The organism is Streptococcus sp. 27098_8_99, from assembly GCF_041431935.1.
GTDB classification, from domain to species: Bacteria; Bacillota; Bacilli; order Lactobacillales; family Streptococcaceae; genus Streptococcus; species Streptococcus parasanguinis_D.
Map to the genome: position 1 here is coordinate 23,958 of NZ_JAPVYQ010000017.1, position 14,736 is coordinate 38,693.

Consider the following 14,736-nt stretch of genomic DNA (forward strand, 5'->3'; position numbering starts at 1 on the left):
TTTGCACGCAAAAAAAGCCATCCGAAGATGACTTTTTTTATGCTTAAATGGCGTTTTTATCTTTTCCAAGTGCACGTTGAACAGCTTTAACAATCTCAACGAGAACAACAATCAAGAGCGAACCAATCATAACAGCTAACCATTGTGTCAAACTCAAATGAGAGACATGGAAGAGTTTGTTAAATCCAGGGACAATGATGGTCGCCATCAAGAGAACAAAGGCAACTGGAATCGACCAGTTAAAGGTCTTGTTCTTGAAGAGTCCCACTTTAAAGATGGATTGGTAAACCGATTTAACGTTAAAGGCATGGAGCAATTGGATCAAACCAAGAGTTGCAAAGGCCATGGTCAAAGCGTCTGCATGGATTTCGGCACGAGTCGCATGTTCTGGAGAGAGTAAGGCCCAGCCATAAACACCAAGAACCAGCATGGTTTGGAAGACACCTTGATAAAGAATAGCTCCGAAGACCCCACCATCAAAGAAGTTCGATTTACGTCCACGAGGTTTGTGGGTCATGACACCTGGCTCAGCTGGTTCCACACCAAGAGCGATAGCTGGAAGAGTATCGGTAACCAGGTTAATCCAGAGAAGATGTACTGGTTGAAGAACATCCCATCCAAAGAGGGTTGCAAAGAAGATGGTGAAGACTTCAGCCATATTGGCAGACAAGAGGTATTGGATAGATTTTTGGATATTTGAGAAGACCTTACGTCCTTCTTCTACCGCTACGATAATGGTTGCAAAGTTATCATCTGCAAGGACCATGTCTGAAGCTCCCTTAGAAACTTCTGTACCTGTAATCCCCATACCGATACCGATGTCAGCTGTCTTAAGTGATGGTGCATCGTTGACCCCATCACCAGTCATGGCAACAACTTTTCCTTCATTTTGCCAAGCTTTCACGATCCGAACCTTGTGTTCAGGTGATACACGCGCATAGACAGAATATTGCTTGAAGACTTTTTGGAATTCTTCGTCAGAGAGTTCGTTCAACTCAGCCCCTGTGAAGACATGGTCTTCTGTATCATTTGGATCGATGATTCCAAGACGTTTAGCAATCGCCTCTGCTGTATCTTGGTGGTCACCCGTGATCATGATCGGACGGATACCTGCTTCCTTAGCGACACGAACAGCTTCTGAAGCTTCTGGACGCTCAGGGTCAATCATTCCGACCAAACCAGAGAAGATCAGGTCAGACTCAACAATTTCAGATTCCAAGGTCGGAATTTCATTGCTTGTCTTATAAGCCATCATCAAGACACGAAGGGCTTGTTTAGCCAAGTCTTTGTTGGTAGCAAGGATAGCTTTCTTATCTTCATCCGTGATAGGACGAACTTCCCCATTGACTTCAATACGCGTCACACGTTTGAGCAATTGGTCAGGAGCCCCCTTGACAGCGATAAAGTATGAACCGTCTACTTCCTTATGGATAGTAGACATAAGCTTACGGTCTGAGTCAAATGGCAATTCTGCCACACGTGGCTCATCCTTCAAGACTTCACGAACATCAAAGTTGTGGTCCAAACCAAACTGTACCAAAGCAGTCTCTGTTGGGTCTCCAATCAACTTGCCAGATGGGTCCACCTTGGTATCATTGGCAAAGTTCATGATGCGAAGCGTATTATTGTTTGATCCAATTTCGGTTGCTGCACTTTGTAATTGACCGTTGGTATAGACTTTTTCAACCGTCATTTGGTTCATGGTCAAAGTACCTGTTTTATCAGATGCAATGATTTCTGTTGAACCAAGTGTTTCAACGGCTGGCAATTTACGAACAATCGAATTGCGTTTGGCAAGGGTTGTTGTTCCCAAAGAGAGAACGATGGTTACAATGGCAGGAAGTCCTTCTGGAATCGCCGCAACCGCAAGAGCAACTGCTACCATCAAGCCTTCCAATGGATGTTCCCCACGAACGAAGACACCAACCAGGAAGGTAACTGCAGCAATGGCTACAATGAGGTAAGTCAAGGCTTTAGAGAGTTGTTCCAAACTTTGCTTCAACGGTGTTTCCGTTTCATCGGCATTGGCCAACATATCTGCAATCTTACCAACTTCTGTATACATACCTGTGTTGGTCACAACCCCAGTACCACGACCATAGGTTACGTTCGAGTTTTGGTAACCCATATTGACACGGTCTCCGATACCAGCATCTGCCTCAACAAGACCAGTTACATCTTTTTCAACTGGAACCGATTCCCCTGTAAGAGCTGCTTCTTCGATCTTAAGAGAAGCTGCTTCCAACAAGCGCATATCAGCAGGAACCACATCTCCAGCTTCCAGAAGAACGATATCCCCTGGGACCAATTCTTTGGAATCAATTTCAATCACGTGACCATCACGTCGGACACGCGCTAATGGACTAGACATGTTTTTCAGTGCTTCGATAGCTGCTTCGGCTTGTCCTTCTTGGTAGACACCAAAGGCTGCATTCAAAACAACAACGGCTAAGATGATCATGGCATCTGTAAGGCCGTCCATTCCTTCTGTGATCACAGAGAGAGCTGCGGCGGTCAACAAGATGATGATCATCAAATCTTTAAACTGATCGATAAACTTAGACAAGAGGCTACGTTTTTCACCTTCGTCCAGTTCATTATGACCATAAGTCGCTAAACGTTCTTGAGCTTGAGCAGCTGACAAGCCTTCAATTGAAGAGTCTAATTCCTTTAGAACTTCTTCTTTACTCTGTGTATAAAACAAAGCTTTATTTTGTTCTTTTGACAAAATAATTTCCTCCTTATATCTTTCTACTAAGTCTCTTTTGCACAAAAAAGAGACCTGTTTGAAAAAACAAGTCTCGCCGTTTAATATAGTGCCGGAAATAATTTCGTAATGACGACACTATCGCGGAAAACCGCCAGCTACTCCCTTGAGTGGTTTTATTATACCATTTTTATAGAATAAAGCAAGCGGGATCTCTAATAATTTAATGAGGTCTACTCTTCCCATTCCACCAGTAATTGATAATTGGCAAATTCCTGTTCTCCATCAAGAGTTAACAAGCGATAAGACACTTGCAAATGCCCTTCCTCTAATTGAAAGAGATCTGTCGTAATCAAAAACTGCTGAATGCCCATCGGAGTTGGGATGATCGCCCCACCATCTTCATTTTTGTAGAAGCGCATGATGGATTTGGGAGTTGAAAATCGTGTCATGACCAATTCATCGTTGGAAAATTTCAAAGCAACCTTTTCATCTTCTTCATTGGTATACAAGAGATATTGAAAACCTGCTTTTTCCTTCCATTCACCTTGATAGTACTGATCAACGATTTCCATTTCTTCTCCAAATCGAATGGTATTTTGAATGCGAACTTGCATCTTTGTCTCCTTCTCTTCTTTTCTTGCCTTACTATTCTATCAAATTTTACGCATTTTGACTGCCCCTATTAGCCTCTAGATCGCAAAATAGGCTTTTTTTTGCTATAATAGACCCATGAATGAAAAAGTCTTTCGCGATCCCGTTCATGATTACGTTCATGTGGATCATCCCATCATTTATCAATTAATTAATAGTAAAGAATTTCAACGACTACGCCGCATCAAACAACTGGGGACATCTGGTTTTACCTTCCACGGTGGGGAGCATAGTCGTTTTTCTCACTGTCTTGGCGCCTATGAAATTTCAAGACGCATTCTGTCCATTTTTGAGGAAAAGTATGCAGAGCAATGGAATTCTGATGAAAACTTACTGACCATGACAGCCGCTCTTCTTCATGACATTGGACATGGTGCCTATTCCCATACCTTTGAAGGACTGTTTGGGACCGATCATGAAAAGATGACCCAGCTGATCATCACCAGTCCAGAGACGGAGGTCAATCAAATCCTCTTGCAAGTGGCTCCTGATTTCCCAAATCGTGTAGCCAGCGTCATTGATCATACCTATCCCAATAAACAAGTGGTGCAATTAATTTCTAGTCAAATTGATGTGGACCGGATGGATTATTTACTGCGGGATGCCTATTTTACAGGGGCTTCCTATGGAAAATTTGACTTGACCCGTATTTTGCGCGTCATTCGACCGATTGAAAATGGCATTGCCTTCCAACAAAATGGCATGCATGCTGTCGAGGATTACGTGGTCAGCCGTTACCAAATGTATATGCAGGTCTACTTCCACCCGGCTACTCGTGCCATGGAAGTCCTCCTTCAAAATCTACTCAAACGCGCTAGAACCATTTATCCAGATCAGAAAGAGTATTTTCAACTGACTTCACCTCGCTTGATTCCATTTTTTGAAGAAGAGGTCACCATTCAAGACTACCTAAACCTAGATGACGGTGTGATGAATACCTATTTCCAAGTCTGGATGGATAGTCCGGATACCATCTTGTCTGATCTTGCTCAGCGCTATATTAATCGGAAAGTCTTTAAATCGATTCTATTTACAGAAGATAAGCGAAATGACTTAGCAATCCTTGAAAAACTGATTAAAGAGGTTGGCTTTAATCCAACCTACTACACAGCTATTCATCAAAATTTTGACCTGCCCTACGATATTTATCGACCAGAGCTTGAAAAACCGCGGACCCAAATCGAGATGATCCGAAAAGATGGTAGTCTCGCTGAATTGTCTCAGTTGTCTCCACTCGTCGCTGCTTTAGCAGGAACTCGCTATGGGGACAACCGTTTCTATTTCCCAAAAGAAATGCTGGAGGTTAATGGACTTTTCAGTAAGCAAGTAGAGGAATTCACTTCCTATATCACCAATGATTATTTTACAGGAGAGACAGATGTCCATTAAATTAGTTGCGATCGATATCGATGGTACACTCCTCAATTCAAAAAAAGAGATCACACCAGATGTTTTTCAAGCTATTCAAGATGCAAAGACTGCGGGAGTCAAAATTGTCATTACAACTGGACGTCCCATTGCAGGCGTTTCAAAACTCTTAAACGAACTCCATCTGATGGATCCTGGAGACTATGTCATTACCTTTAATGGCGGTCTGGTTCAAGAAACCGCTACGGGAAAAGAACTCATCAAAGACCTTTTACATTATGAGGACTATCTCGATATCGAGGCTCTTGCTAACAAACTCCAAATCCACTCTCATGCCATTACAAAAGACGGCATCTATACCAGCAATCGCGATATCGGACGCTACACCATTCATGAATCTCAACTGGTCAATATGCCCGTTTATTACCAGACGCCTGAAGAAGTTCGTGAGAAAGAATTTGTCAAGGCCATGTATATCGATGAACCAGATATTCTAGATGCTGCGATTGCAAAAATCCCTAAAGAATTCAAGGATCGCTTCACTATGGTCAAATCAGCCCCTTTTTATTTAGAAATTCTAGGGAAAACAACCAATAAGGGATCAGCTGTTCTTCATCTAGCTGAACGACTTGGAATTCAGCAAGAAGAAACCATGGCCATCGGAGATGAGGAAAATGACCGTTCCATGCTAGAAGTCGTGGGACATGCCGTCGTTATGGAGAATGGCAATCCAGCTCTTAAAAAAATTGCTACAACTATTACCAAATCAAATGATGAATCTGGCGTTGCATACGCCATTAGAAAGTGGGTATTATAAGAAATGTACCATTACCAGCTAGGAATTTCAGCTAGTGAGCATAATGACTTTGTTATTCAGAGTGAACAAACCAATCTCTTACAAAGCAGCTCATGGGCAAAAATCAAAGATAATTGGGGAAATGAACGGGTTGGTTTTTATCAAGAAGACCAATTAGTCGCTGTTGCTAGCATCTTGATTCAACCCCTGCCACTTGGCTTTTCCATGCTTTACATTCCTCGAGGCCCAATCATGAATTACCAAAACAAAGAGCTGGTTTCCTATGTGATCCAGTCTCTTAAAAAAATTGCCAAACAATACAAGGCCTTGTTTGTGAAATTTGATCCAAGTCTTTTCTTGAGTAAACATTTGATTGGACAAGAACAGACGCAAGCTCCTGCTGTGCAAGCGATGATCGACACCTTAACTAAAGAAGGGGTTGAATGGACTGGCCGAACCAGTGATATGGCAGAAAATATCCAACCACGCTTTCAAGCAAATATCCACAAAGAGTTTTTCACTGAGCAAGATCTTTCAAAATCTACTCGACAAGCCATCCGAACTGCTCGAAACAAAGGGATCCATGTCCAATTTGGCGGGACTGAATTGTTGAAGGACTTTGCTTCTCTCATGAAAAAGACTGAGGCTCGTAAAAGCATTCATTTACGTGGAAAAGACTACTACGAAAAACTGCTCACTACCTACCAAGGACAATCCTACATTACTTTGTCTACTCTAGATCTCGAGGAACGGAAAACCTCCCTTATAAAAGATCTTGAAAAAAACAAGGCAGAGGCTGAAAAATTCACAGAAAAAACAAAGCCTGGCAAGGTTGAGAATAACCAAAAAGAAAAAGAGCGGATAGAGGAAGAACTGCAATTTCTTGAACAGCATCTCCAAGCAGGTAGACAGGTTGTTCCTTTATCTGGGACCTTAACCCTTGAATTCGGTGGGACGTCTGAAAATGTTTATGCAGGGATGGATGAAGAATTCCGCCGTTACCAACCTGCTATCCTCACCTGGTATGAAACTGCCCAACACGCTTTCGACCGTGGTGCTTCTTGGCAAAATATGGGGGGCATTGAAAATTCACTCGATGGTGGTCTCTATCATTTCAAATCAAAATTTAATCCTGTCATTGAAGAATTTGTTGGGGAATTCAACCTCCCAACCAGTCCACTCTATCCACTTGTAAACAAAGTCTACAAGGTCCGGAAAAAATTAAGGAGTAAATAAGTTACATGACTCTTACGACAATTTCAAAAGAAGAATTTACCTCATTCGCAAATACTGTCTCCCATCGCTCTTTTATCCAGTCTGCTGAAATGGCAGATCTGCTTGAAAAGCGAGGAAACACGGTCCAATTTATCGCTTGGAAACAAGAAGATCAAGTCCAAGTGGCAGCGATCTTGTACAGTCTTCCTATGACAGGTGGTCTCCATATGGAAATCAATTCTGGCCCCCTTTACCAAGAGGAGGCTATGCTAGAACCCTTCTATGCAGCTTTAAAAGACTATGCGAAAGAAAATGGAGCTATTGAACTCGTTATTAAGCCCTATGATACCTATCAAACTTTTGACAGTGACGGCAATCCAACCAGTGAAGAGCAAACCCATTTCATGGATACCCTTAAAAAATTGGGCTATCAGCATGATGGTTTAACAACAGGTTATCCAGGAGGAGAACCTGATTGGCATTATGTAAAAGACATGGAGGGCATCACCGAAAAAAATCTTCTTACGAGCTTCAGTAAAAAAGGAAAGCCACTTGTTAAGAAAGCTAAGGCTTTTGGCATTCAATTGAAACGGTTAAACAGAGATGAACTGCAGCTCTTCAAGGAAATTACTTCTTCTACCAGTGACCGTCGAGACTATCAAGATAAGACCTTAGATTATTACCAAACCTTCTATGATAGTTTTGGCGACAAAGTGGAATTTATGATTGCGACACTGAATTTCGAACACTATCTAGCAATATTACAATCAAAACATAATGATCTTCAATCTCAAATTAACCCTCTAATAGAAAAAGTTTCATCAGGTATTAATTCTGCGAAAGTAAATAAACAAATATCACAATTAAATCTGCAAATAAGTAAACTTTCCATTCGGATTAATGAAGCAAAGGAATATATTGAAAAATATGGAGATCAAGACGTCATTCTTGCAGGTAGCCTCTTCGTCTATATGCCACAAGAATCCACCTATTTATTCAGTGGCTCTTATACAGAATTTAATAAGTTCTATGCTCCTGCTGTTCTCCAAGAATATATGATGCTTGAAACCATCAAACGTGGTATCCCAAGATATAACTTCCTTGGTATTCAAGGAATCTTTGACGGGTCAGACGGTGTTCTTCGTTTCAAACAAAACTTCAACGGCTACATCGTCCGTAAGATGGGGACCTTCCGTTATTACCCAAGTCCTCTGAAATACAAACTGATTTCTCTCGTTAAGAAACTATTAGGACGTTCCTAACTTAAAAGACCAGCTTTGTAGCTGGTCTTTTCTACTATAAAAAAGACGAGAAACCTCTCGCCTTTTTATATGTCATTATTTAACGAAGTCAAGCAATGCCAAGAAGCTTTCTGGATCAAGTGATGCACCACCTACAAGAGCTCCGTCAACGTCTGGACAAGCCATGTATTCAGCAACGTTTTCAGGTTTCACTGAACCACCGTATTGAACACGTACTTTGTCAGCCACTTCTTGACCAAAGTCAGCAGCTACAACGTCACGAACAACTTTACACATTTTTTGTGCGTCGTCTTGTGAAGCTGATTTACCAGTACCGATCGCCCAGATTGGTTCGTATGCGATAACTGTTGAAGCCACTTGTTCTGCAGTCAATCCAGCAAGAGCAGCTGAAACTTGAGCCCCTACAAATTCTGCTGCTTTACCAGCTTCGTAAGTTTCAAGGCTTTCACCACAACAGATGATTGGAAGCATACCGTTCGCAAAGATTGCTTTTGCTTTTTTGTTGATATCTTCATCAGTTTCATGGAAGTAGTCACGACGTTCTGAGTGACCGATCACAACGTAGTCAGTACCGATTTCTTTCAAAACTTGTGGGCTAGTTTCACCAGTGAAGGCACCAGCATTTTCAAAGTAAGTGTTTTGGGCAGCAACTTTAAGGTTTGAACCTTTAGCAGCAGCAAGAACAGTTGTCAAGTCAACTGCAGGAGCTGCGATACCAGCTTCAACAAGGTCAGCTGAAGGAAGTTTTGATGCTACAGCTTCAACGAATGCTTTTGCTTCTTCTGGATTTTTGTTCATTTTCCAGTTACCAGCGATAAATGGTTTACGTGACATTTCACATACCTCTTTTTTCTAATTTTATACTATCTATTTTACCATAATTTTCGTCATAATGAAAGGTTGCACAAGCTCATTTTACTTTTTACCAAAATAAAAACCCCGTCTTCACGGGGTTTTCTGTCTGTCTATATAATTGTTAATCTGGGAACTAGATCGAATTAAGCTTCGATTTCAGTAACCATACCTGAACCAACAGTACGTCCACCTTCACGGATTGAGAATGTAGTACCTTGTTCAACGGCGATTGGGTGGATCAACTCAACGTCGATAGTCACGTTATCACCAGGCATTACCATTTCAGTTCCAGCTGGAAGTTCGATAGATCCAGTTACGTCAGTTGTACGGAAGTAGAACTGTGGACGGTAGTTGTTGAAGAATGGAGTATGACGTCCACCTTCTTCTTTAGTAAGGATGTAAACTTCACCTTTGAATTTAGTGTGTGGGTTGATTGAACCTGGTTTAGCGATAACTTGTCCACGTTCGATTTCATCACGTTGGATACCACGAAGAAGCACACCAACGTTATCCCCTGCAAGACCTTCGTCAAGTTGTTTACGGAACATTTCAACACCAGTAACAACTGCTTTTTGGATTTCGTCTTTGATACCAACGATTTCGATTTCATCGTTGACACGAACAACACCACGGTCGATACGTCCTGAAGCAACTGTACCACGTCCAGTGATTGAGAATACGTCTTCGACTGGAAGAAGCAATGGTTTGTCAGTATCGCGTTCTGGTTCTGGGATGTACTCATCAACAGTATCCATCAATTCCATGATGATATCTTCATATTTAGAGTCACCTTCAAGAGCTTTAAGAGCTGAACCTTGGATAACTGGAAGGTCATCACCTGGGAAATCGTATTCTGAAAGAAGGTCACGGATTTCCATTTCAACCAATTCAAGCAATTCTTCATCGTCAACCAAGTCAACTTTGTTCATGAAGACGATCAAGTGTTTAACACCAACCTGACGTGAAAGAAGGATGTGTTCACGTGTTTGTGGCATTGGTCCGTCAGTTGAAGCTACTACAAGGATAGCTCCGTCCATTTGAGCGGCACCAGTGATCATGTTTTTAACGTAGTCCGCGTGTCCTGGAGCGTCGATGTGAGCGTAGTGACGTTTAGCAGTTTCGTACTCAACGTGTGCAGTGTTGATGGTGATACCGCGTTCGCGTTCTTCTGGAGCAGCATCGATAGACGCATAGTCTTTAGGTTGGTTAACTGATGAAGGCAAGCGACGTGCCAAAACAGTTGTGATTGCTGCAGTTAGGGTAGTTTTACCGTGGTCAACGTGTCCGATTGTACCGATGTTAACGTGCGGTTTACTACGATCGTATTTTTCTTTTGCCATTTGAGTAAAAGCCTCCAATAAAATATATTTTATAGATAGACAGTAGGCAATACAGTCTAACTTTCCTTACTATTCTATCGAATTTTAGATAAAATTGCAAGCCTTTTACCTATATTTTCTTAATTATTCCTCTTCTTTTCTTTTATTTTATCAGCTTGCTGAAAGATCCTGATCTAGCTTTGAAAATTCTCATTTAAAATCTGCTATTTAAGCCTTTCTGTACCTTTTGCTTCTTTGGGGGCAGGGAATAAAAAAATCGGAACAGTCGTTCCGATTTTTTTAACCTGAATTACGTAATCCTGTCGCCACACCGTTGATGGTGATATGGATTAGCTTGTCTTGATCGGCTGATAATTCTCCGGTCCGTTGACGTCGAATCAATTCTAACTGAATATAGTTCAAAACGTTAAAGTACGGCATCCGATAATCTAAACTTTCTTTCAGATAAGGGTTTTCAGCGAGCAACTCGTCTTGCTCTTCAATCATCAAGATGATGTCCTTGGTCAATTGCCATTCATGTAAGATGATCTGATAGATATTACGAACTTCTTCTTCTTCACACAATTGGGCGTACTCAAAGGCAATGTCCATGTTGGCTTTGGATAAGACCATGTCCACATTTGACAAGAGAGATTGGAAGAAAGGCCAGTTTTTATACATGTATCGAAGGGTTTCGATATTCTCAGGATCCTCATCGATAAATTCCTTAAAGCTAGAACCTACTCCGTACCAACCAGGGAACATCACCCGACTTTGTGACCATGAGAAGACCCATGGGATAGCACGCAAACCACCGATTTCTGTAATGGTCTTACGAGCAGCAGGACGTGAACCAATATTAAAGCTTGAAATTGCTTTGATCGGACTTGATTCAAAGAAGTAGTCATAGAAGTGCTCATTTCCAAAGACCAAATCACGATAGATATCGTAACTGCGATTCACGACTTTATCCATGACTTCCCCGAAACGATCAAACATAGAGAATGGACTCTTTTGTTCGGCAATCATTCGGTTAATGGTTGCAGAGACGAGCATCTCAAGGTTGTAGTAAGCAGCATCTTTATTTCCATATTTATTGCCGATTACTTCCCCTTGCTCAGTTAAGCGGATACGGTCATTAATGGATTTCAATGGTTGAGACGTGATGGCTTCATAAGTAGGACCTCCACCACGACCAACAGTACCACCACGACCATGGAAGAAGGTAATCTTCACTCCAAACTCATCTCCGATAGCGGTCAATTGTTGTTGGGCTTTAAAGAGGGTCCAGCAAGAAGACAAGTATCCACCATCTTTGTTGGAATCAGAATAACCTAACATAATCTCTTGGTAGTTGTTCTTAGAAGCAATCCAACGTTTGGCAATCGGAAGAGACAAGTAACTTCTCATGGTTTCTTCTGAGTGATCCAAATCTTCGATGGTTTCAAACAAAGGCACGATTTGCACACGAGCTTTTTCCGTATCGACTAAGCCCACTTCTTTCAACATCACAGCCAATTCCAACATATCTGACACACTGGTTGCATGAGAAATGATGTTTTGACGAATGACTTCTTCTCCTAAACGATCCTTCAATTCACGGGCCGTTTGGAAAATCGCTAATTCTTTTTCAAGCAGTTCAGATTTTTCAGCATGAGTTGCTGATAAAATACGTGGATCTTCTAAAAGTTCTTTCAAGAGAACTTGACACTTTTCATCCTCTGATAAATCAGAATAATGGTCATTAATTCCAGCTGATTTCAGCAATTCTGCCACACAGGCTTCATGCACACTCGAATCCTGGCGCATATCAATAGAGGCCAGATAGAATCCAAAAACATCGATGGCTTCTAGAAGTTCTGCAAATTCACCAGAAATCAAATACTCTGATTTGTTTTCTAACAAGGAATCTTTTATCTTTTCAAGGTCTTCTTTAAATTCTTGAGCTGATGCATAAGCTGGAGCTTCTTTCTCAGAAATTTTCTTTAGAGCCCCAGAGATACGATTGCCGATATAATCAGAAACTGGCCCTTGTTGATGAGCATTTGCTCCTAATAACCTCTCGACAGCATAACGATCTTCTCTAGTTTCCCCAACCATAGTCCATTCTTTTAAATTGACCAAGGTTTGGATCAATTTTGACTGGATATAGTGGAAAGCCCGACGGTAAGGTTCTTTTTCACGAAAGACGGATGTATCACTGGATAGGGCGGCCATTTCAGCTACTGCTTCACTTGTTTTAGAAAGACTCGTTGAAAGGGAGAAATGACGGTATAATTTTGAAATCTTTTCGATGTAATAGTTCAAAATGACTTCACTTTGAATAGTTGCTGAACGCTTCAAGGTCTCAGCTGTTACAAATGGATTCCCGTCCCGGTCTCCCCCGATCCACATACCCATTGTGATCGGACGTGGTTGTTCAAGCTCTAATCCATGCTCTTTTGCCAAGCGTTTGTATTCCAACATCAGGTTTGGAACAGCTTGCAAGAAGGAGCTATTGTAATATTCCATGACGTTGGTGATTTCATTAGTAACCTTCAATTTTTTGTCACGAATCATATCCGTTTGCATCATGATTTCGATATTACAACGAAGGTTGTTATACCACTTATTCTCATTCATTAAACCAGCTTTAACATCCCGGTGCTGACGAAGAAGAGCATGGATATGATTGGTCAGATCCAGCATAGTCTTTCTTTGCACTTGAGTTGGATGGGCTGTCAAAACAGGCACAATATTGAGATTTTCAAGAATTTCTTGTGCATCTTCATTTTTCGCAACTTCTTTAATGGTTGAAGAAAGTTTTCCGAGGTAATCACCATCCACGTTATTCAAATGATTGATTTCATAGGCCAAATCGACATCTTCTGAGATATTAATTAAGAGTGGTAAAATGGCAAAATAACGTGAAATGACTGTCATTTCTTCATTTGTCAATTGTTCCACTATTTGATTCAACTCACGATAGTTCTGTGTTTTTGATAGATCCTTCAACTGCGTAATTTTATCAAAGGTTTCCGGACGAACCAAATTTTTCGTAATATCATCCAATAAATTGGTTAAAATTTCGGCTTCTTCTTTAACAATATCTTTATTTCTAAAGTTCTCTAATTTTTGTAAGACCATTTTTTCTCCTTTTTGAATAGCCATTAAACAATACCCTTTTAATAATATGGTTTAATTTTACCTTTTTCTTCAAAAACCATGCCTTCTTGTTCCATCTTGGCCCGTTTTTCACTCGCATCGATATTCAAAACGAAAGCAATCGCTACAGATAAGACCCATAAACTATTTCCTCCTTGAGACAAGAAGGGGAAGGTCACTCCAGTAGACGGAATCAAACCAGAAATTCCTCCGATGTTAATGAAGGTTTGTACCAAGATCATCCCACCGATCCCAATGGCCATCATCGAATTAAAAGGATTCTTTGCTCGAATACCGACTAAAATGATCCGAAGAATTAAGAAGAATAAGAGAGCAAGGATCAAGCTAGCTCCAACAAAACCTAATTCTTCAATCACAATCGCAAATACAAAGTCTGTGTGGGCTTCTGGTAAGTAACCTTGTTTTTCAATGGAATTTCCAAGCCCCAAGCCAAACCAACCACCATTACTCATGGCATAGTAGGAATTAGCTAATTGGTGACCCGCGCCAGACAAGTCATTAAAGGGGTTAAAGAAGGCACTAAACCGTTTGGCTACATAACCAAAGACAGGAATTTTAGCGACACGGTCCACACCGATAATCCAAATTGAACCAAGGACAATGGACGACGCTCCAACAACTAAACCAAGTAAAGAGGTGAACCAACGATAGCCCACTCCACTAGCTGTAATCATGATCAAGACCGTTAAGGCCAAGATCGTCGCATTTCCCAAGTCCGGCATAATCACAACGATTCCAATCAGAATCAAGGTCAGCCAACGCCAATCATTTAAATTTCTAGGAATCCATTCATTGTGGGTCAAGGCTTGGTAATCATAATCACGGATTTCGTCTTGTCGCTTAGAAAAAATCAAAGCCAGATACCAGACTAAGATAACCTTGAGGTATTCTGCTGGCTGGATACTAAACCCTCCTGGGATCGTCAACCAACCGTGAGCACCGTTGACCGTATCTGTGATAAACCTGGACAGAATCAACAAAATCACTTCAATAAAGATGACAAAAGCCAGCACTTTTTTATTTCGAAGGAAGTTTAAGCTAAATTTATAAATCAAAGCGATGGTTAGGAGACTTAGGATGAAAAAGAGCCCCTGTGTCCGTACCATTCGAATCGAACTCACTCCACTTTGAATTGCCAAGGCACTTGTTGTCGAATAAACAACAATCAAGCCAATGATGGATAAAATCAAATAGGGAATGAGGATGGAATAATTTAAAAGATGTCTTTTCTCAATTTTCATAATTCACCATATTCCTAATGTTCAACCTTCATTATATCATTTTTAAGAAGCAAAACCAAGGAAAGGCCCGAAAAGATTCGGCTTCTTCCCAATTTTCGAGAAATATTCTAGTCATTCTTCTTATTTTCATATATTTTTATCCTTTTTCGATGAA

Annotated in this window: 10 protein-coding genes; 4 read left to right on the plus strand and 6 right to left on the minus strand. The window is 41.0% G+C overall.

All coding sequences use genetic code 11. The annotated features are described in order from the left end of the window. Positions 1–43: 43 nt before the first annotated feature. Entirely contained in the window at positions 44–2,728 is a 2,685-nt protein-coding gene (locus tag O3605_RS09155; RefSeq protein WP_049497434.1) for a cation-translocating P-type ATPase, read from the minus strand. Between the two features lie 212 nt (positions 2,729–2,940). Beyond that, a complete protein-coding gene (locus O3605_RS09160; protein WP_049497432.1) occupies positions 2,941–3,324 on the minus strand; it encodes a YwiB family protein in 384 nt (127 codons plus the stop codon). A gap of 115 nt (positions 3,325–3,439) precedes the next feature. Here O3605_RS09160 and O3605_RS09165 point away from each other — a divergent pair, with 115 nt between their 5' ends. The 4 genes from O3605_RS09165 to O3605_RS09180 are packed head-to-tail and all read left to right on the plus strand — an operon-like array spanning position 3,440 to position 8,002. Then, positions 3,440–4,750, plus strand: coding sequence for an HD domain-containing protein (locus O3605_RS09165; protein WP_371585978.1), 1,311 nt, complete (start codon positions 3,440–3,442; stop codon positions 4,748–4,750). Next, positions 4,740–5,546, plus strand: coding sequence for a sugar-phosphatase (gene yidA, locus O3605_RS09170; protein WP_049497428.1), 807 nt, complete (start codon positions 4,740–4,742; stop codon positions 5,544–5,546). Before O3605_RS09165 ends, yidA begins: the two co-directional genes overlap by 11 nt. Before the next feature lie 3 nt (positions 5,547–5,549). Continuing rightward, positions 5,550–6,761 (plus strand): aminoacyltransferase, encoded by a 1,212-nt coding sequence (locus O3605_RS09175; protein WP_371585979.1) that lies wholly within the window; start codon positions 5,550–5,552, stop codon positions 6,759–6,761. A 5-nt stretch (positions 6,762–6,766) separates the two neighbouring features. Further along, positions 6,767–8,002 (plus strand): aminoacyltransferase, encoded by a 1,236-nt coding sequence (locus O3605_RS09180; RefSeq protein WP_371585980.1) that lies wholly within the window; start codon positions 6,767–6,769, stop codon positions 8,000–8,002. Positions 8,003–8,077: 75 nt separating this feature from the next. Here the strand turns inward: O3605_RS09180 and tpiA are convergent, their stop codons facing one another. The 4 genes from tpiA to ftsW form a co-directional block, all read right to left on the minus strand. Next, the gene (gene tpiA / locus O3605_RS09185) at positions 8,078–8,836 is read right to left on the minus strand and encodes a triose-phosphate isomerase (RefSeq protein WP_003002560.1); all 759 of its coding nucleotides are present in this window, start codon (positions 8,834–8,836) and stop codon (positions 8,078–8,080) included. Between the two features lie 164 nt (positions 8,837–9,000). Continuing rightward, positions 9,001–10,197: an elongation factor Tu gene (gene tuf / locus O3605_RS09190; protein WP_003008055.1), complete on the minus strand. Its 1,197-nt coding sequence runs from the start codon at positions 10,195–10,197 to the stop codon at positions 9,001–9,003. Between the two features lie 279 nt (positions 10,198–10,476). Further along, positions 10,477–13,302: a phosphoenolpyruvate carboxylase gene (ppc, locus tag O3605_RS09195; protein WP_371585982.1), complete on the minus strand. Its 2,826-nt coding sequence runs from the start codon at positions 13,300–13,302 to the stop codon at positions 10,477–10,479. A 38-nt stretch (positions 13,303–13,340) separates the two neighbouring features. Continuing rightward, positions 13,341–14,582, minus strand: coding sequence for a cell division peptidoglycan polymerase FtsW (ftsW, locus tag O3605_RS09200; protein ID WP_023918658.1), 1,242 nt, complete (start codon positions 14,580–14,582; stop codon positions 13,341–13,343). Between the last annotated feature and the right edge of the window lie 154 nt (positions 14,583–14,736).